18 protein-coding genes are annotated in these 18,405 nt (G+C 67.8%); 12 read left to right on the top strand and 6 right to left on the bottom strand.

The genetic code is table 11. The annotated features are described in order from the left end of the window. Window positions 1–39 precede the first annotated feature (39 nt). The 5 genes from AB4Z27_RS11815 to AB4Z27_RS11795 form a co-directional block, all read right to left on the bottom strand. Window positions 40–2,241: a methyl-accepting chemotaxis protein gene (locus AB4Z27_RS11815; protein ID WP_092298300.1), complete on the bottom strand. Its 2,202-nt coding sequence runs from the start codon at window positions 2,239–2,241 to the stop codon at window positions 40–42. A 92-nt stretch (window positions 2,242–2,333) separates the two neighbouring features. Continuing rightward, window positions 2,334–2,897 (bottom strand): chemotaxis protein CheW, encoded by a 564-nt coding sequence (locus AB4Z27_RS11810; RefSeq protein ID WP_092298465.1) that lies wholly within the window; start codon window positions 2,895–2,897, stop codon window positions 2,334–2,336. A 130-nt stretch (window positions 2,898–3,027) separates the two neighbouring features. Further along, window positions 3,028–3,396, bottom strand: coding sequence for a response regulator (locus AB4Z27_RS11805; RefSeq protein WP_092298297.1), 369 nt, complete (start codon window positions 3,394–3,396; stop codon window positions 3,028–3,030). 41 nt (window positions 3,397–3,437) lie between these two features. Further along, the gene (locus tag AB4Z27_RS11800; protein WP_092298294.1) at window positions 3,438–3,923 is read right to left on the bottom strand and encodes a response regulator; all 486 of its coding nucleotides are present in this window, start codon (window positions 3,921–3,923) and stop codon (window positions 3,438–3,440) included. 323 nt (window positions 3,924–4,246) lie between these two features. Continuing rightward, window positions 4,247–4,417, bottom strand: a complete 171-nt coding sequence (locus AB4Z27_RS11795; RefSeq protein ID WP_092298462.1) for a rubredoxin — start codon at window positions 4,415–4,417, stop codon at window positions 4,247–4,249. 249 nt (window positions 4,418–4,666) lie between these two features. Here AB4Z27_RS11795 and hemL point away from each other — a divergent pair, with 249 nt between their 5' ends. The 4 genes from hemL to AB4Z27_RS11775 all read left to right on the top strand — a co-directional run bounded on the left by hemL (window position 4,667) and on the right by AB4Z27_RS11775 (window position 8,126). Then, window positions 4,667–5,959: a glutamate-1-semialdehyde 2,1-aminomutase gene (gene hemL, locus AB4Z27_RS11790; RefSeq protein ID WP_092298291.1), complete on the top strand. Its 1,293-nt coding sequence runs from the start codon at window positions 4,667–4,669 to the stop codon at window positions 5,957–5,959. A gap of 137 nt (window positions 5,960–6,096) precedes the next feature. Beyond that, window positions 6,097–6,723 carry a LemA family protein gene (locus AB4Z27_RS11785; protein WP_092298288.1) on the top strand — a complete coding sequence of 209 codons (627 nt, stop codon included), beginning with the start codon at window positions 6,097–6,099 and terminating at the stop codon, window positions 6,721–6,723. A gap of 17 nt (window positions 6,724–6,740) precedes the next feature. After that, window positions 6,741–7,592, top strand: a complete 852-nt coding sequence (locus tag AB4Z27_RS11780) for a TPM domain-containing protein (RefSeq protein ID WP_092298285.1) — start codon at window positions 6,741–6,743, stop codon at window positions 7,590–7,592. A gap of 15 nt (window positions 7,593–7,607) precedes the next feature. Further along, window positions 7,608–8,126, top strand: a complete 519-nt coding sequence (locus AB4Z27_RS11775) for a TPM domain-containing protein (RefSeq protein WP_441591864.1) — start codon at window positions 7,608–7,610, stop codon at window positions 8,124–8,126. 44 nt (window positions 8,127–8,170) lie between these two features. Here the strand turns inward: AB4Z27_RS11775 and AB4Z27_RS11770 are convergent, their stop codons facing one another. Further along, on the bottom strand, window positions 8,171–9,439 hold the full coding sequence (locus AB4Z27_RS11770) for an MFS transporter (protein WP_092298460.1): 1,269 nt from the start codon (window positions 9,437–9,439) through the stop codon (window positions 8,171–8,173). A gap of 1,175 nt (window positions 9,440–10,614) precedes the next feature. On the opposite strand from AB4Z27_RS11770, the gene AB4Z27_RS11765 reads away from it, so the two are divergent. The 8 genes from AB4Z27_RS11765 (at window position 10,615) to AB4Z27_RS11730 (ending at window position 18,365) form a co-directional block, all read left to right on the top strand. Then, window positions 10,615–10,794, top strand: coding sequence for a Flp family type IVb pilin (locus AB4Z27_RS11765; RefSeq protein ID WP_369823509.1), 180 nt, complete (start codon window positions 10,615–10,617; stop codon window positions 10,792–10,794). Between the two features lie 64 nt (window positions 10,795–10,858). Then, entirely contained in the window at window positions 10,859–11,365 is a 507-nt protein-coding gene (locus AB4Z27_RS11760; protein WP_441591861.1) for an A24 family peptidase, read from the top strand. Window positions 11,366–11,697: 332 nt separating this feature from the next. Continuing rightward, the gene (cpaB, locus tag AB4Z27_RS11755; protein WP_441591859.1) at window positions 11,698–12,543 is read left to right on the top strand and encodes a Flp pilus assembly protein CpaB; all 846 of its coding nucleotides are present in this window, start codon (window positions 11,698–11,700) and stop codon (window positions 12,541–12,543) included. Window positions 12,544–12,624: 81 nt separating this feature from the next. Further along, window positions 12,625–14,358 (top strand): type II and III secretion system protein family protein, encoded by a 1,734-nt coding sequence (locus tag AB4Z27_RS11750; protein ID WP_092298276.1) that lies wholly within the window; start codon window positions 12,625–12,627, stop codon window positions 14,356–14,358. 26 nt (window positions 14,359–14,384) lie between these two features. After that, window positions 14,385–14,696 (top strand): hypothetical protein, encoded by a 312-nt coding sequence (locus AB4Z27_RS11745; protein ID WP_092298273.1) that lies wholly within the window; start codon window positions 14,385–14,387, stop codon window positions 14,694–14,696. 39 nt (window positions 14,697–14,735) lie between these two features. After that, the gene (locus AB4Z27_RS11740; RefSeq protein ID WP_441591857.1) at window positions 14,736–15,929 is read left to right on the top strand and encodes an AAA family ATPase; all 1,194 of its coding nucleotides are present in this window, start codon (window positions 14,736–14,738) and stop codon (window positions 15,927–15,929) included. A gap of 33 nt (window positions 15,930–15,962) precedes the next feature. Next, window positions 15,963–17,378, top strand: a complete 1,416-nt coding sequence (locus tag AB4Z27_RS11735) for a CpaF family protein (RefSeq protein ID WP_441591855.1) — start codon at window positions 15,963–15,965, stop codon at window positions 17,376–17,378. Between the two features lie 9 nt (window positions 17,379–17,387). After that, a complete protein-coding gene (locus AB4Z27_RS11730) occupies window positions 17,388–18,365 on the top strand; it encodes a type II secretion system F family protein (protein WP_441644522.1) in 978 nt (325 codons plus the stop codon). The last annotated feature ends 40 nt before the right edge of the window (window positions 18,366–18,405 follow it).

Here is an 18,405-nt window from a genome sequence, read left to right as displayed (position 1 = left end):
TGCGCCCGCGCGCGGGCCTCGATGCAGGTTTTATGCAAGTCAGGCGATCTTGAACCGCGACACCGAGTTACGCAGTTCTTCGGTCAGTGCCGTCAGCTGGCGCACCGAGGTGGCGGTCTGGCGCGTACCGGACGTGGTCTGGGCGGTCACCTGGAGAATGCCGTCGATGTGGCGCGCCACGTTGGTGGCCAGCCCGGCCTCGTGCGAGGTGGTCTGCGAGATCTGCTCGATCAGCTCGGCCAGCTGGCGCGACACGCGGCCAATCTCGACCAGTGCGGCACCGGCGTTATCGGACAGCCGCGCCCCTTCCACCACGCCCTGCGTGCTGCGCTCCATGGCGTGCACGGCGTCCTGGGTATCGGTCTGAATCGTGCGGATCAGCGCGCCGATCTGCTTGGTGGCCTCGCCGGAACGTTCGGCCAGACGCTGCACTTCTTCCGCCACCACCGAGAAGCCGCGGCCTGCCTCGCCGGCCGAAGCCGCCTGGATGGCGGCGTTCAGTGCCAGCACGTTGGTCTGCTCGGTAATGTCCGAGATCAGCTCGACGATTTCGCCAATCTCCTGCGACGACTCGCCCAGMCGCTTGATCCGCTTTGACGTTTCCTGAATCTGGTCGCGGATGCCGTTCATGCCGGTAATCGCGTTTTCCACAGCCTGCTGGCCCTGCTCCGCAGCGGCCAGCGAGGCGCGGGCCACGTTGGCGGACTCCGCCGCGCCGCGCGACACCTGCGTGATGCGGTCTGCCATCTCCACCACCGACTCGCCGGTCTGGCGGATCTGGCGCGATTGCTCTTCGGTCGTGGCAGCCAGCTGCACCGAGGTTTCCTGCACCTGGCTCGAGGCCTGCTGCACGTCCACGGCGGTCTGCTGCACCCGGCCGACCAGTTCCTTCAGTTCTTCCACGGTGTAGTTCACCGAGTCGGCGATGGCGCCGGTGATGTCCTCGGTCACGGTGGCCTGACGCGTCAAGTCACCGTCAGCGATGTCCTGCAGCTCGTTCATCAGCTGCAGAATGGCCTTCTGGGTGGCGTCGTTGTTACGCTTTTCGTCGAGGCGGCGGGCTTCGGCCTCGCGTTCGCGCGCCTCGGCTTCCAGCGCCCGGACGCGCGAGTCGCGCAGGTAGAGCGCGGCCAGCCCGGCCAGGAAGATCAGCGTGGACAGCGCGGASACGATGGTTGCGCCGAGGGTCCAGGGGCGGTAGCGGGCGCCGTCCGAGTAGGCGGTCTGGAGCGTGGACAGCTCGCCGCGCAGGGCCTCGTTGTCGTTGAAGATCTGCTGCTGGGCGCGCTTGGCGGCAATCAGGCCCGGCAGGTTCTGGAGAATCGTCTGCGTGGTCTTCTGCACGGCCTCGAAGCGCTGCGAGAGCTGCTGGAGGTAGCTGCGCGTCTCGGCGTCGGTGGCGGCGGTCAGGCGCAGGGCGTCCGAGCCGTTCATCAGGCCGTCCAGCGTTTCGCGGAAGGTGTTGGTGTCCTTGCCGAGCAGGAACGCGGTCTCGGGGTTGACGCCTTCGCCGGAGAGGAACTCGTTCAGGTTCTTACCCAGGCGCTGGGTCAGCATCACGAGCTGCGCGGAGGCGGCCACCTCGCGGGCGTTGGAGCCGGCCTGGAGCTTGATCGCGGCCACCTGTTCGGCGGCCTCGAGCAGTTCGGGGTTCGAGGCGTTGAAGATCTGGAGCGTCTGGCCGATGGTGGTCAGAATCGGCTGCTGGGCCAGCACGTCGCCGGCGCTCTTCTCGGAGCGCTTCCACGAGTTCATGGCGGTCTCGAGCAGCGGAATCGCCGTGCCCGTGGTGGCGCTGACGTGCTTCTCGTCGCTGCCGTTCTGGAGCGCCAGCAGGTCGGCCGTGAGCTGTTCCTTGGACTGGCGCAGCTGCGTGAAGGCCTGTGCGTTGCCCAGCAGTGCCACCGGCACCGCCTTRCCCAGACGCTGCGAGTGCATCAGCATGTTACCGGCGATTTCGATCTGCGCCGCGCCGTTGGTGGCCTGGCGGTTATCGAGATACACCGAGGCCAGCAGTGCCACCAGCGACACCACCACGCCCACCGTCAGCGTACGCTGCTGCGACGCGAACGGCATGCGCGACAGCCAGCCGGACAGTTGCTCCACCGGGGTACGGCCCAGGCCGCCCTTGTCAGCGCCAGCGCTGCCCTTGGCGAACACCGACCGGCGCGGCGCCACGGCTTCGGCGGCGGCTCCCGCGGCAGCCGTCCGGCGTCCCAGGCTCATCTTCTTGATACCCATAGCAACCCTCTGTCCGTTTGTTTTTTGATTCGTTGGTACTGCGTCTTGATGTTCCGCTATCGACTGTCAGCTATCGGCTTTCGACCATCGGCTCAGGCCACCACGCGGCCCACCTGGAGGAACGCCGGGGCGTCCAGCAACTGGCGGATGTCCAGCACCTGCCAGTCGCGCCCGTCGCGGTCCGCGAAGCGCGGGCCGTGCCATTCGGCGGCGAGATCCGCGTGCCCCGCCGGGGCGTCGCCGTGCGGCAGCGAGAGGTCGCCGGCATGGCGCAGCCCCACCACCCGCGTGGCGATGATCCCGCACGCGCGCTCCACGTGGCGCGACAGCACCACGATCTTGCTGCCCGGCTGCACGGGCGTGTGCCCCTCGCCGCAGAACAGGCCGAAATCGATCACCCCGAGCAGGTTGCCCCGCGCGTTGACCAGTCCGCGGTACCACGGCTGGGTCAGCGGCACGCCGGCCGGCTGGCGCATCTCCAGCACCTCGCCGGTATCGGGCAGCGGCAGCAGCCAGTGGCGCTGGCCCACCAGCACGCCGAGGTAGCTGTCCACGGCGGGCAGGTTGCGCGCGTCGCGCAGGCGACGGGCCAGCATGGCCTGATAGTCCTGCAAGCGGGTCTGGCGGGCACGGATGTCTTGGCGCGGCGCGTTCATGGTCGGCATACCGGTGGATAAGAGACCGCCTGGCAGATGGCGGACACAGCGTCACCCCTGCCCGCATCGCGGCGGGCGGCGTGACGGCAAACCCCGGGCCCCMWCGGCCCGGCAGGCAGTTCGGTGCGGCTCAGTGCGCCAGCGCGGCGATCTTCGACAGCAGCTCGTCGCTGTCCACCGGCTTGACGATGTAGTCCGATGCGCCCTGGCGCATCCCCCAGATGCGGTCCGTGTCGAGGCCCTTGCTGGTGCACATGATCACGGGAATGTCCTTGAAGCGGTCGTCGCGCTTGATGGCGCGGGTGGTCTGGTAGCCGTTCTGGCCGGGCATGACCACATCCATCAGGATCAGGTCGAAGGCTTCCGCCTCGAGCCGGGCCATGGCCTGGTCGCTGTTGCCGGCCACCGAGACCTTGAAACCCTTCTTGCCGAGCAAGTCGGACATGAACAGCGCTTCGGTGGGGGAATCGTCGACGATAAGGATTTTGCTGATGGTCATTGGTGTGTTTCCTGGATGCTTTTGCGTGGCGGCGTTCAGGGTCAGGCCGCCACGACCGCACCCTCTTCCTGCGCACAGCCGCCAAGGCAGGTCTCTACGGCCTGCATCAGGGCTTCACGGGAAAAGGGCTTGGCGAGATGGTCGTGCGCGCCGACGAGCTTGCCGCGCGAACGGTCGAACACGCCGTCGCGGGACGACAGCATGATCACCGGGATCGCGTGGAACCTCGGGCTTTTCTTGATCAGGGAACAGGTTTGGTAGCCGTCCAGCCGGGGCATCAGGATGTCGCAGAAGATGACGTCCGGGTGCATGTCGCCGACCTTGGCGAGCGCCTCGAAGCCATCCTCGGCGAGCATGACCTGATAGCCTGCCTGCGACAGGAAGATCTCCGCCGTCCGGCGGATGGTGCTGGAATCGTCGATCACAAGGATCTTGCGGCGCAATGCCGCGGCTGCCTTGACGGCACCGGCGTCGCCGGTGTTGACCCCATCGACGGACGTGTTTTCTTCTGTTTGAGCGACCCGCATACTGTTCCCGCGACCAGCTGCCCGCACGAATGCAGGCGCCGGTATTCACTTGAGAACACCCGCACGGCARCGCTTGGCGCGCCGGCGGCCCCCGATTTCCAAATTCCCAATCAAAAAAAGCCCGGTCAATCCGACCGGCGCCGGCGGCGCGACCCGTGCGTCCGCCCGACGTATTGCTGTGTTATTGCTCTGATAGTGCTAGTTTTGCCGCAAAGTGTGACGACTCGCGGTGGGGCCGTCAATCCGGTTCGTCCGGCGCGGCCCGCCGATCTGTCGCTTTGGCGCGACGCGTCGGGGTTTTCGGGGTGGATGACGGCCAGGCGTCAGATCGCCACCATCTCGAAGTCTTCCTTGCGCGCGCCGCACTCCGGACAGGTCCAGTTGATCGGCACGTCTTCCCATTTGGTGCCCGGCGCGATGCCGTCTTCCGGCGAACCGGTGGCCTCGTCGTAGATCCAACCGCAGATCAGGCACATCCAAGTCTTGTATTCCATATGCAGGCTCTTGCCACTCTCCATTAAAATTCCAGCGCAGATGGTACATAAACCGCGCCGCCGGCGCCACCCATGGGGCGGCGCAATCCTGCCAATATCGTCGCGTTCGCGCATGTTAGCGTGCAGATGCCGTTCAAACGGCGCGTATTTCGCCCAGATTGCCTGCTTTTCCGGCATCTGACCGCTAGCCGCCCGGCTCCGGCCCCCGGCAAGCCCATTTTCATCCTGTATCGGATTACAACTCCTGCCATGTCCCGTAACCAGCAGCTTTTCGACCGCGCCCAGCAGACCATTCCCGGTGGCGTGAACTCGCCCGTGCGCGCTTTCCGCTCCGTGGGCGGCACGCCGCGCTTCATCACCCGCGCCGAGGGCGCCTATATGTGGGATGCGGACGGCCAGCGCTATATCGACTACATCGGCTCCTGGGGGCCGATGATCCTCGGCCATGCCCATCCGGCCGTGGTCAAGGCCGTGCAGGACACCGCCGCCGGCAGCTTCTCCTTYGGCGCGCCCACCGAGGGCGAGATCGAGATGGCCGAGGAAATCTGCAAGCTGGTGCCGTCGATCGAGCAGGTGCGGCTGGTGTCGTCCGGCACGGAGGCCACCATGAGCGCGCTGCGGCTGGCGCGCGGCTTCACCGGGCGCGACCTGATCATCAAGTTCGAGGGCTGCTACCACGGCCACGCGGACAGCCTGCTGGTCAAGGCCGGCTCGGGCCTGCTGACCTTCGCGGACACCACCCAGAACGCGCCGTCCTCGGCCGGCGTGCCCGCCGACGTGACGCGCCACACCATGGTGCTCGAGTACAACAACGTCACCCAGCTCGAGGAAGCCTTCGCGCGCCACAAGGGCGAGATCGCCGCCGTGATCGTGGAGCCGATAGCCGGCAACATGAACCTGGTGCGCGCCACGGCCGCTTTCCTCCAGTCCATGCGCAACCTGTGCAGCGAGCACGGCGCCGTGCTGATCTTCGACGAAGTGATGACCGGCTTCCGCGTGGCGCTGGGCGGCGCGCAGGCCCACTACGGCATCAAACCGGACATGACCTGCCTGGGCAAGGTGATTGGCGGCGGCATGCCGGCGGCRGCGTTCGGCGGCCGGCGCGACATCATGGCCAAGCTGGCGCCGCTGGGCGGTGTCTAYCAGGCCGGCACGCTGTCCGGCAACCCGCTGGCCGTGGCCGCCGGCCTGACCACGCTGAAGCTGATCCAGGCGCCGGGCTTCCACGACCAGCTGGCCGCGCAGACGCGCAAGCTGACTGATGGCCTGACCGCCGCTGCCCGTGCCGCCAACGTGCCGTTCGCCGCGGACGCCATCGGCGGCATGTTCGGCCTCTATTTCACCCAGACGGTGCCGACCAGCTTCGCCGAGGTAACCAAGGCCGACGTCGGGCGCTTCAACCGCTTCTTCCACGCCATGCTKAACGAGGGCGTGTACCTGGCGCCATCGGCGTTCGAAGCCGGCTTTGTCTCGGCCAAGCACGACGACGCGATCATCGCCACTACCGTGGAAGCGGCCGCCCGCGCCTTCCAGGCCGGCTAAGCGGCTGTCGAGTGACCCAAGAGGCGCGCCCGGCGCGCCTCGCTCTCCCCTTACTCTTCCTTCACACTCAGGGCGGCGCCCCAATGCCGTGCGCTACACTTGGATTTTGCCGATCCCGGCCATTCCAGGAGTCATCGATGCGCGCTGCCCTCCCATCCCTGTTCGTCCTGCCCTCGCCCGCCGCCCTTGGCCGCTGGCTCGCCATGGCCCTGCTGGCCAGCCTGCTCAGCGCCTGCGGCTACAACGATTTCCAGTCGAAGGACGAGGCCGTCAAGGCGGCMTGGGGCGAAGTCGTCAACCAGTACCAGCGCCGCGCGGACCTGATCCCGAACCTGGTCGCCACGGTCAAGGGCTACGCCAGCCATGAGCGCGAGACGCTCGAGGCCGTGACCAAGGCCCGCGCCCAGGCCACCAGCATTCAGGTGACGCCGGAGACACTCAACGATCCCGAGGCCTTCGCCCGCTTCCAGCAGGCACAGGGGCARCTGACCAGCGCGCTGTCGCGCCTGCTGGCGATCTCCGAGAACTATCCCCAACTGAAGGCCGACGCCGCGTTCCGCGACCTGCAATCGCAGCTCGAAGGCACCGAAAACCGCATCACCGTGGCGCGGCAGCGCTATATCGCGGCGGTGCAGTCGTACAACGTGCTGGCGCGCAGCTTCCCGACCAATCTCACGGCCAAGGTGTTCGGCTACCCGGTCAAGCCGTCGTTCACGGTGGAGAACGAGAAGGCCATCTCCACGCCGCCGGCCGTCAAGTTCTGACGCGGCGCATCGCCATCATGCGCGCCGCCCTGCTCCGCTTTTTCGGCATCTGGCTATGCCTTGCGGCGATGTTCGCCGCCCATCCCGCCCGGGCGGCAGACGGCTTTGTCGCGGTGCCGCCGCTCACCCAGCGCGTGACCGACCTGACCGGCACGCTGGCCCCGCAACAGCGCGCCGCGCTGGAAAACGTGCTGGCCGAGTACGAGCAACAGCGCGGCAGCCAGATCTTCGTGCTGATGGTGCCGACGACCGAGCCCGAGACCATCGACCAGTACAGCATCCGCGTGGCGGACGCGTGGAAGGCGGGGCGCCAGAGCATCGACGACGGGGTGATCCTGCTGATCGCCAARGACAACCCGCCCGGCTTGCGCAAGATGCGCATCGAGACCGGGCGCGGCGTGCAGGGGTCGCTSACCGACGCGGTGTCCTCRCGCATCCTGCGCGACGTGATGGCCCCGCAYTTCCGCCAGAACGATTTCTACGGCGGCCTCGCGGCGGGCATCTCGGCCATCCAGTCCGCCATCGACAAGGAGGCGYTGCCTGGGCCCGAGCGGAAAGCCGGCAATGCAGCGACCTCTGCCCTCAACGACTGGCTGCCCGTGCTGTTCCCGCTCGCCATCGTCGTATTTTTCTTTCTTTCAGCGATCCTGCGGCGCGGACGCGGCCCGCAGATCGTGACCGGCCGGCGCGGCTGGCCGACCACCACGGCTGGTGGATTGGGCGGGCTGGGCGGGTATGAGGTCGGGCGCCGCTGGGGTGGAGGTGGTGGCGGCTTCGGCGGCGGCGGCGGTGGTGGCGGTGGTGGCGGTGGATTCAGCGGCGGAGGCGGCGGCGGCTTCGACGGCGGCGGCGCCTCGGGTAACTGGTAATCGGGAGGCTGGCTGATGAAAGCAATCAGGGAGAAGTCTCTCAAGCGGGCGCTACGGCACCTCGGCTCGACATCATCGGCGGCGCGCAAGGCGTTCCCCGCCGAGGCCCAGCACCAGTTGCAGGTGGCCGTGCACGCCGGCGAACAGCATCATCGCGGGGAAGTCCGCGTGGTCATCGAGGCCAGCATGCCGTGGGAACTGGCCTGGCGCGGCACCACGCCACGCGAACGCGCCCGKGCGCTGTTCGGCGCACTGGAGGTGTGGAACACCGAGGACCACACGGGCGTGCTGCTCTATATCAACCTCGCCGATCATGCGGTGGAAATCCTCGCGGACCGGGGGATTGACGCGTGCGTTAGCGCGCGGGTGTGGGAGAAGGTTTGCGCCGGGCTGACGGTGGGGCTACGGGAGTCGCTGTCGGTACGGCCAGTGCTGGATGCGGTGGGGGAGATCCATGCGCTGCTGATGGAGCATTTTCCTTCGGGGGATGGGTTTAATCGGAATGAGTTGGACGATCGGCCGATGGTGCTCTGAGGTTTGGGGTGTTGGCTTTTGGGCTCAAAACCCAACACCGCCCCTCAAACCTTCCCTCCCCGCTTCTCCATCAAATACCACCCCGCCGCCACAACCTGCAGCCCCACCAACCCACCCCAAACCACCCAATGCGCCACAACCGGATAACGCCCCCCGGATGACGGCCAGAAATCGAGCACAAACCCAATCCCCACCTGAAACACAAAGGTCGCGAGGAAAACAGTCAACGTCATGGCTGTCGTCGCCCGCCCGATCAGCGCGTCGGGAAAACGTCGCGCCAGCAGTGCGTAGGTCAGGATCCCGCTGGAGCCGAACACCCCGTAGGCCGCCCACAGCACGGCGAGCGGCACGAACGGCAGCCGCGCCATCAGCAGCAGCTGCACGACAATGAAGCCGATCATCCCGAAGCCGGCGAACGCGTAGAGGCTAACCCCGCGCCGCTCCAGGTGCCGGGCCGCCCAGCCCGCGCCGACGCAGCCGGCCATCATGGCGAAGCCGATCACCGACACCAGCCGCGCGCCCTCGGACGGCGCCAGCCCCTGCACATCGCGCATGAACGCGCTGACCCAGAGCGTCTGCACGGCCAGGAAGATGCCCTGGTTCAGCAGCGTCAGCGGCACCACCCGCCAGAACTTCTCGCTGACCAGGATCAGCCGCGTGCCGCGCAGTTGCTCGGCGAAGGTTTCCTTGCCCGGGCGCCGGGCGTCCGGCACGCCGAACCAGAGCAGCACGGCCATGGCGAACGACAGCGCCGCCAGCCCGACGCTAATGGTGCGCCAGTCAGTCCAGGCCAGCAGCCAGGACAGCGGGCTGCCGACCACCACCGCGCCCAGCCCGCCGATCGCCATCACCAGCCCGTTCAGCAACGGCATGCGTGACAGCGGGAACCACATCGACAGCGCCTGGATGGCCGCGCCGAGGCAGACCGACACCCCCACGCCGATCATCGCCCGCCCGGCGGCCAGGCCGGCCATGCCCGGGGCGAAGGCGAACACCAGCGACCCGGCGACGGCCAGCAGCAGCAAGGCGGCCTCGGTACGGCGCGGGCCGTAGCGGTCGAGCAGGATGCCGGCCGGCAGTTGCGCGCAGGCAAAGCCGAGGAAATAGAAACTGGTGAGCAGCCCCAGATCGGCCGCCGACAGGCCTAGCTCGCGCGTCAGGAACGGCGCGAAGCCGAGATTCACGCCCCGGAAGATATATGAGACCAGAAACCCAAGCGAAAACACCGCGAGCACGCGCCAGCGSGGGTTGGCRGCCTGGTTCGGTTGGGAAGCGAGGGAATCGGAGGGGGTTGTCGGGGAGGCGCCTGGCATGATCTTCACCATCGTGGTGCAAAACCTGCGAAAGATACCACGCCCCCAGCAAGCCAGCAGGCCGTGTAACGCTTGCAAATCATTGACGGTGTCTGTTTCCAAGCTGTAACAGTGCCAGGCCCACCGCAATACGATGTGTCCTCTGCATTACCCCAAGATCGAAACGAGAATCGTTGATTTGAGGGTCCAGTTTCAACTTTGAAACGTTTTGGCCCGCAGGCCATTTTTGGCGAATTTCGGTCCACCCTTAGGTCACGAGGATGAGGCCACGTGGCGGAGACAATTCTTCTGCAATTGGCCTCGCCCAAACGACCGATCCGCAGGCCCTTGCTATCGCCCGCTCCGGGGCGGTCCAAACGCATCACCGGCGGTTCCGGTGTACCGCGTTTCAGTTAGGTGTGTCCCCCACACCGCCAGTCCATACGGATGAGTCCCGTCGTCTATGCAGTAATCGGCGCTCCATGGATGTAACGTTTTTGGCCATTTTGGCCTCTACGTCTTTCCCCGGGGAAAAAACGCGTGGACGCCGGGTTGTCTGCACATTTGCCCGCTCATATAGGAATTGCACTGCCTATTTCCAGCGAAAACCCGCAACCGGGTGCATGAGCCGACTCGTAACCATCTAGAAACATTTGGTTACATCGTCTCGCAAACGACGCATGGTCCAACCCCCACCCCTATACAAATCAACGTCTTAGCGTCCGTGGCACGTTCGTCGCGAATGTACCGCAACCACGGAATGCCAGGCCAACCYGCAAAGACAGGCGCCAGGCGGATCCAGAGAACAAGTGGGAACGGGGAAGGCGGTGACGCGAGTCAGCGCCCAGGGAGGAAAAAGCGACCGGCCAGCTGCATGGTCGGTCCGGCCCAGCGGCACGCCGCGAAGCCTCGCAGTCTTGCAGCACTTTCAGGCGCGTTTCGGTCCCTGGAGAGGTTCGGACCGGTACGCGGCACCCGCCCAGGATGCATGCCGCAGGGAGTGGCCATGCATCGGGTGACAAGCGCTAGACCGGCCTTGCCGGGCGTGCGCGAGCCTGAGCCAGGTGGAATCGGAAAGATGTCACGACAGTGCGGCTCTTTCGGTTTGGCCTCGGTCGGAAGTTCGGCCGAAACCTTGTGCCCGATCTCCAGCGGGCGCTTTTTTCCCCACCAACCGTGAAGTGAAGGAGAAAGACATGTCCACCATGTTCGATGGCATCAAGCGTTTCGTTCGTGAAGAAGACGGCGCAGCCGGTGTGGAGTACGCCCTGCTGCTGGCCTTCGTGGCCCTCGTGATGGTGACCTATGGCACCACCGTGAAGACCGCCGTCGGCACCATCTGGAATTCGATCGCCACCGCGCTCGCCGCGGCCTGAACGACTTCCGGCACCCCCGGACCGGGCTCCGCGCCATGGGCCCCGGTCCGGCCAGATTCCTGACATGCCGATCGCATCGATCGCACCGATCCACGGGAAGGCCGCCATGTTCTCCGTTGCCGCAGCCGCCAATCTGAGCCTCGTCGCCATGGTGATCGTCGCTGCCGTGAGCGATGCCCGCTCGCGCCGCATCCCGAACTGGCTCGTGGCCGCCGGACTGACGCTGGCCCTGGTGGCGCAGGTTGCCACCCACGGCCCGGCGGACGGCGCCGTGGTCTGGGTCGGCGGGGCCGCCACCGGCGCGGTCATGCTGCTCGCGGTCTACCTGATGGGCGGCATGGGCGCCGGCGACGTGAAGCTGATGGGGGCCGTGGGGGCCTTTATGGGCGTGGCGGGCGCCGCGCATGTGGCCGTGGTCGGCTTCCTGGCCGGCGGTGCGCTGGCCATCGCCGCCCTGCTGCTGCGCCGCATCGCCGCGGCACGCCGGATCGCCGCACGCAAGCCCGTCCGGCTGCCGTACGGCGTGGCCATCGCCACGGCCACGCTGCTGGTGAAGTGGGAGCTGTTCTGAACAACACGGAGACGGCGCGCCTCCGGCTTGCGCGCCACTAACGAGAAGGTCCCGATGCTGTGACAACAGGGACCAGGAACGGGGGAATCGCCATGCACCACAGCAGCCGCATGCATGCGCCACACAGAGACGCCAGGCCCTGCGCCTCGGCACACCGCCACGGCTCCGGGTCGCGCCCAGACCACCACATGACAGCCGCCAGCGGCCAGGACCCGGCCCGCCGGACCGGACGCCAACGCGCCACCAGGCACGCCGGGCGCCCCGCCATTCCCGCCACGTGCCCGCGCACCCTGGCACATCGCACCATCTTCTTCTGAGCAAGGGAGCCGAAAATGAAGAACCTGCGCATCCTGTTCATGCTGCTGATCGCCACCATCGCGGGGCTCAGCGCCGTCATGCTCGCGTCCCGCTGGCTGCTGCAGCAAGGCAGCAACGGCATCACCAAGGTGGCCGTGGCCGCCGCCGACATCAGCCTGGGCCAGCAGATCACCCCCGAGGCCGTGAAGCTGGTGGACTGGCCCGCGGCCAGCCTGCCGCCCGGCGTGGTCCAGGACGCCACCTCGCTCGCCGGCCGCGTCACCAAGGCCAGCCTCTCGCGCGGCGAGCCGGTGCTGGAGTCCAAGCTGACGCCGATGGGCACCAAGGGCGGCCTCTCGGCGGTCATCGCCGACGGCAAGCGCGCCATCACCGTGCGTGTGAACGACGTGGTCGGCGTGGCCGGCTTCGCCCTGCCCGGCAGCTTCGTCGACATCATCGTCAACACCCAGAAAGACAAGCAGGACAGCAAGGCCAGCGCCGAACGCACCGACCAGTCGATCTCGAAGATCGTGCTCGAGAAGATCCTGGTGCTGGCCGTGGCCCAGGAGGTGAACCGTGACGAGACCAAGCCGAAGGTGGTCAACGCGGTCACGCTGGAAGTGTCGCCCGACGAGGCCGAGAAGCTCGACCTGGCACGCAGCGTGGGCTCGCTCTCGCTGGTGCTGCGCAACCAGATGGACCCGCGCCCGGCCGAGACCGCCGGCGCCACCAAGAATTCCCTCCTCAAGGAACCCGTGATCGCGGCGGCCGCCCCCGTGACCAGGACAGTACAGGTGGTGCGGCACGTGGCGGAGAAAGCCTTCTCCGGCACCTGCATCGGCGTCATCAGCGGCAACCAGCGCAATCAGGAATGCTTTTGAACCACGGCTCACGCGTCTGAGAAAGGCAGGCCCACGCGGTAACTGCCCSCAATGACTGCGCGAACCCACCGGGGGAACATCATGGATCGCATCACCACGCATCAAGGCGCAGCGCGCCGTATCGCACCGCAACTGCAGGCCACCGTGCTCGCGTTGACGGCTCTGGGCATGCTTTGGGGTACGCCTGCCCGGGGGCAGGCTGGCATGGAGGCGGCGATGGCCACGGCCAACGCCGCCGGCCCCACCCGGCCGGTTCGCCTCGCGGCGGTTGGCAATATGCAGGGCAACGTCCAGGGCGGGGTCGCCGCCGAGGCGGCCGCGCCCCGCGACGCCGCGCCGGCACGCGGACCGAACTGCGTCGGCGCCATGCGCGAACGGCGCGAGGTACAGGTGCCGGTCGGCAAATCGACGATGATCGAGATGCCGGAGGCGGTCAAGGCCCGCTCCCTCGGCAACCCCAACGTGGCGCAGGCCATGCTGGTCTCCCCGCAGACGCTCTACGTGCTGGGCCAGGAAGTGGGCACCACCAATATGATCGTGCAGGGCCGCAGCGGCTCGTGCAGCGTGATCGACCTGGTGGTCGGCGCCGATCCCGGCGGGCTGCAGGCCACGCTGCGCGACCTGATGCCCGACGCACGCCGCGTGCGAGTCTCGTCCGCCGCAGACAGCCTCGTGCTGAGCGGCACGGTGCTGGACTCGGTGCAGGCGCAGAAAGTGCTGGACATCGCCAACGCCTTCGTCATGCGCCAGACGCGCGGCCCGGCGCAGAATCCGCAGGGCGCGGCCCAGGGCCAGCAGCAGAACGGGACCATGTCCAACAATCCCGCCAACACCGGCATGCCGATGCGCAGCCCGCGCATCATCAACATGCTGGTGGTGGAAGCGCCCCAGCAGGTCATGCTCGAAGTGAAGGTGGCCGAGGTCTCCAAGAGCCTGATCGACCAGATGGGCTCCGCCGCGAACCTGAACGCCGCGTTCGGCAGCTGGAGCTTCGGGCTGCTGGCCAACTTCCTCTCCGGGGCCCCGGACCTGCTCTCCTTCAGCAAGGCCAACAACCTGCCGCTCAAGTTCGCGCTCGATGCGCAGAAGGGTGACGGGCTGGTCAAGATCCTGGCAGAGCCGAACCTGATGGCGATCAGCGGGCAGGAGGCGAGCTTCCTGGCCGGCGGCAAGGTGTTCATCCCGGTGCCGCAGAGCTTTGGCGGCACGGGCACCACCATCATCCTGCAGGAGGAAACCTTCGGTGTCGGGCTGAAGTTCACGCCGACGGTGATGGAGAACGGCCGCATCAACCTCAAGGTGGCGCCCGAAGTGTCCGAACTCTCGCCGACCGGGGTAGCGCTGACCGCGCCGAACGTGTCGGGCACGTCGATCCTGCCGCTGATCAACACGCGGCGGGCCTCCACCACGCTGCAGGTCTACGACGGTCAGAGCTTCGCCATCGGCGGACTGATCAAGAACAACATCACGGGCAGCCTCAAGGCGCTGCCGGGCGTGGGTGAACTGCCGGTGGTGGGCACGCTGATGCGCAGCACCAACTTCCAGCAGGACCGCACCGAGCTGGTGTTCGTGGTCACGCCGCGCCTGGTGAAGCCGCTGCCGGCCAACTACCCGCTGCCGACCGACACCTTCGGGCCGACCACCCCGGGCGAGGTCTACCTGAACGGCAACATGGAAGGCCACCCCGCCCGCCCGGCCCCGGCCGCGATGCCCGCCCCGGCTGCGGCCCCTGCTGCGGCCCCGATGACGGCCCCTTCCGCCGCGCCCACCACCAGCGTGCCCGCCCCCACCGCCGCAGGCGCCGCCGGCGAATAAGCGCAGACCCGAACCAGGAGCACATCATGACGACCAACTTCCTCCGCCCCGCCGCGCTCGCCGCCCTGCTCGGCACCGTCGCGGGTCTCTCGGGCTGCATGGCCACCACGCCGATGTATGACAAGCAATTCGGCGATTCGGTGCGCACGCTGCGGGCGATGCAGATCCTGAACCCCGATGCCTCGAACAACACCGACCCCGTGACGGGCATCGACGGCCGCGCCGCCACGGCGGCGATGGACCGCTACGGCACCCAGTTCCGCACGCCGCAGTCCGACGCCAACGCCTTCACGATCGGCGTGGGCGCCTCCGGCGGTCTCAACAATATGGGACGGTAGGCCACGCGGCCGCCGCACGCTGTCTCCAGGAGAGAAGCCATGGCAAAGATCGCCGTTGTATCCGCCGACGATGCGCACCTGCACTACGTGGCGGGCCTGATCGCCCAGAGCGCCAACCACGTGGTACAGCGTGTGCGGGCCACGCCGGCCGCCGCGCTGGCCGACCCCGCGCTCACGCTCGGCACCGACCTGCTGATCGTGGACGCGCCCGAGGTCGGCGCGGACGACATCGTCCAGCTGCGCCGCATCACCACCGAGCATCCGGAAACACTGTGCATGCTGTTGACGGCGCACCCGTCCGCCGACCTGTTGATGCGAGCCATGCGCGCAGGCGTGCAGGGCGTGCTGCCGTGGCCACCCGAGGCCCAGGAGTTCCGCGACGAGCTCCAGCGCTGCACCAGCCACGCGCTCAGCAACGGTCGGGCCGAAGGCCAGGTGCTGGCGTTCGCGGCCTGCAAGGGCGGCAGCGGCACCACCTTCGTGGCGGCCAACTTCGCCCACGTGGTGGCTACCCGGCACAAGAAGCGCGTGCTGCTGGTGGACCTGAGCCAGCAGTACGGCGACGCCGCCTTCCTGATGACCGACCAGACCCCGCCCGCCACGCTGTCCGACGTCTGCCGCCAGGTGGACCGGCTCGACGCCGCGCTGCTGGAAGCCTGCGTGACCCACGTCTGCCCCGGCTTCGACGTGGTGCCCGCCGCCGGCGACCCGATCAAGGCAGGCGAGATCAAGGCCGCGCACCTGGAACGCATCATGGCCGTGGCGCGCCAGCAGTACGACGCGGTGGTCTTCGACATCGGCCAGGACATCAACCCCGCCACCCTCGTGGTGCTGGACCACAGCAACCTGATCTACGCGGTGATGCGCCGCAGCCTGGCCCACCTGCGTGCGGGCCGCCGGTTGTTCGACCTCTGCCAGTCGCTGAGCTACCACACCGACCGCGTGCGCCTGGTGCTCAACGGCGACGACCGGCACGCCAGCATCGCCCAGCGCACGCTGGAAGACGCCTTCGGCGTGCGCGTGAGCCATGTGCTGCCGCACGATGCCAGCCCGGTCCGGGACGCGAGCGAGCAGGGCGTGCCGGTGACGCAACTGGCACCGAACAGCGCCATCGCCCGCGCGCTGGCCGACATGGCCCGGCAGCTCTACCCCGACACCCAGCCGCGCCGCGACAACCTGTTGCGCAAGCTGTTCGGCCAGAACAATCAGGTCCATGCCCCGGCGCGCGCCTGACCGGCACCGCCACGGCGACACCAGGAGTCCGAGATGTCACTGCGAGAACAACTCTTCCGCCAGGCCGGCGAAGCCCTGCCCGAGCGCGTGGCGCGCGCCAACGGCGCCGCCGTCCATGGTGTCAACGGCAGTAGCCACGCCCCCAGCGGCACGGCCGGCTCGGGCGCGGTGACGCCCGCCTACCAGCAACTGGCGCTGGAGATCCACCAGACATTGGTCGATCGTGTGGAACTCAGCCGCCTCCAGCACATGCCGCCCGAACAGGTCCGGCGCGAGCTGGCGCAGCTGGTGGAGCGGATCATCGAGGAAGGCAACCATCCGGTGAACGAGTCGGAGCGGCGCCGCCTGGTCTCGGACGTCCAGGACGAGATGCTCGGCTACGGGCCGCTTGAGCCGCTGCTGGCCGACCCCACCATCTCCGACATCCTCGTCAACACCGCGCGCCACGTCTACGTGGAGCGGCGCGGCAAGCTCGAGCTGACCGACGTGACCTTCCTCGACGACGCCCACCTGCTGCGCGTGATCGACAAGATGGTGTCGCGCATGGGTCGCCGCATCGACGAATCGAGCCCGATGGTCGACGCGCGCCTGCCGGACGGCTCGCGCATCAACGCCATCATCCCGCCCTCGGCCATCGACGGCCCGCTGCTCTCGATTCGCCGGTTCTCTGTGAACCCGTTGCAGATCAAGGACCTGATCGGCCTGAGCACGCTGACCGACGAGATGGCCCAGCTGCTCGACGCCATGGTGCGCGCCAAGCTCAACATCCTGATCTCGGGCGGCACCGGCAGCGGCAAGACCACGCTGCTGAACATCCTCTCGGGCTTCATTCCGGCCGACGAGCGCGTCGTGACGATCGAGGACGCGGCGGAACTGCAGCTGCGCCAGCAGCATGTGCTGCGCCTGGAGACGCGTCCGGCCAATATCGAGGGCCGGGGCGAGATCACCCAGCGTGCGCTGGTCAAGAACGCGCTGCGGATGCGGCCGGACCGGATCATCCTGGGCGAAGTGCGCGGCGCCGAGGCGCTGGACATGCTCCACGCGATGAACACCGGCCACGAGGGCTCGCTGGCCACCATCCACGCCAACACGCCGCGCGATGCACTGACGCGGCTCGAGAACATGATCAGCATGGCCGGCCTGGCGCTGCCCACGCGCACCATGCGCCAGCAGGTCACCTCGGCGCTGTCGGTGGTGGTGCAGGTCTCGCGCCTCACCGACGGGCGCCGCAAGCTCGTCAGCGTGCAGGAGATCACCGGCATGGAGGGCGAGGTCGTCAACATGCAGGAGATCTTCACCTTCCGCCGCCAGGGCGTGGAGCGCGACGGCCGCATCCGCGGGCACTTCTGCGCCACGGGCGTGCGGCCAAAGTTCTGCGAGCGGCTCCAGGCCTTCGGCATCCATCTGCCGGAGTCGCTGTTCGACCCCGCCGTGCAGCACGAAGTCTAGGAGCGCGCCATGAATCCGATGATGATCGCCTTCGCGCTGTCGGTGTTCCTGGCCATCGTGCTGGGCGGGGTCGGCGCCTACCTGTGGTGGAACACCTATCACAGCCAGCACGCGCGGCGCTTCAGCCATCGCGTGGAGGCGGCGCTGCTCAACAGCGCCGGCCACGGGCAGGACGCCGGCATCCTCAAGCAGCGCGTGATGAGCCAGTCGCCGGCCCTGGCCCGGCTGCTGCGGCGCCTGCCGCGCATGCAGGCGCTGGATCACCTCATGCTGCAATCGGGCATGAATATGTCCGTGGGACGCTTCCTGGCCCTCACGYTGGCCGCGCCCAGCCTCGCCGGCATGGTGCTGACGACGCTGAACGCGCCGTGGTATGCCGTGCTGCTGATGGCCGGCGCGGCCAGCACGCTGCCGCTGCTGTTCGTGCTGCACAAGCGGGGCAAGCGGCTCGCGACGCTGGAAGCGCAGTTGCCCGAGGCCGCCGACCTGATCAGCCGCGCGCTGCGCGCCGGCCACTCGCTGCCCAGCGCGCTGGACATGGCCGGCAACGAGCTGCCGGCGCCCATCGGCACGGAACTGGGCCTGGTGTTCGGCGAGATCAACTACGGCATTCCACTGCACGACGCGCTGGCCGGCCTGACCGACCGGGTGCCGATCGAGGACCTGCGCTACCTGGTCATCGCGGTGCTGATCCAGCGCGAGTCCGGCGGCAACCTGGCCGAGATCCTCGACAACGTGGCCAGCCTGATCCGCAAGCGGCTGCAACTGCTGGACAAGGTGCGCGTGCTGTCGGCCGAAGGCCGGCTCGGCGGCTGGATCCTGACGCTGCTGCCGGTGGTGGTCGGCGGCATCGTGTTCCAGATCAATCCCGAGATGATGGCCACGCTGTGGACCGACCCGACCGGCATCCAGATGCTCTGGTACGGCGTCGCCATGACCTGCGTGGGCATCTTGTGGATGCGCCAGATCGTGCGGATCCACGTGTAGGGCAGGCATTCAGGCACCCCAATTACCGAGGCGGGAAGAT

This window comes from Cupriavidus sp. KB_39, from assembly GCF_052114485.1.
In the GTDB taxonomy this organism is placed as follows: domain Bacteria; phylum Pseudomonadota; class Gammaproteobacteria; order Burkholderiales; family Burkholderiaceae; genus Cupriavidus.
Note: the sequence above shows the minus strand (reverse complement) of the source record. Positions and strands in the feature narration are given on the sequence as shown.

What these genes read in the sequence shown, in the direction of transcription:
- AB4Z27_RS11810 (WP_092298465.1), bottom strand. Translation starts at nt 2,897, where the DNA reads ATGAACGCGCCGCGCCAAGACATCCGTGCCCGCCAGACCCGCTTGCAG.
- AB4Z27_RS11805 (WP_092298297.1), bottom strand. Translation starts at nt 3,396, where the DNA reads ATGACCATCAGCAAAATCCTTATCGTCGACGATTCCCCCACCGAAGCG.
- AB4Z27_RS11800 (WP_092298294.1), bottom strand. Translation starts at nt 3,923, where the DNA reads ATGCGGGTCGCTCAAACAGAAGAAAACACGTCCGTCGATGGGGTCAAC.
- AB4Z27_RS11795 (WP_092298462.1), bottom strand. Translation starts at nt 4,417, where the DNA reads ATGGAATACAAGACTTGGATGTGCCTGATCTGCGGTTGGATCTACGAC.
- AB4Z27_RS11765 (WP_369823509.1), top strand. Translation starts at nt 10,615, where the DNA reads ATGTCCACCATGTTCGATGGCATCAAGCGTTTCGTTCGTGAAGAAGAC.
- AB4Z27_RS11760 (WP_441591861.1), top strand. Translation starts at nt 10,859, where the DNA reads ATGCCGATCGCATCGATCGCACCGATCCACGGGAAGGCCGCCATGTTC.
- cpaB (WP_441591859.1), top strand. Translation starts at nt 11,698, where the DNA reads ATGAAGAACCTGCGCATCCTGTTCATGCTGCTGATCGCCACCATCGCG.
- AB4Z27_RS11750 (WP_092298276.1), top strand. Translation starts at nt 12,625, where the DNA reads ATGGATCGCATCACCACGCATCAAGGCGCAGCGCGCCGTATCGCACCG.
- AB4Z27_RS11745 (WP_092298273.1), top strand. Translation starts at nt 14,385, where the DNA reads ATGACGACCAACTTCCTCCGCCCCGCCGCGCTCGCCGCCCTGCTCGGC.
- AB4Z27_RS11740 (WP_441591857.1), top strand. Translation starts at nt 14,736, where the DNA reads ATGGCAAAGATCGCCGTTGTATCCGCCGACGATGCGCACCTGCACTAC.
- AB4Z27_RS11735 (WP_441591855.1), top strand. Translation starts at nt 15,963, where the DNA reads ATGTCACTGCGAGAACAACTCTTCCGCCAGGCCGGCGAAGCCCTGCCC.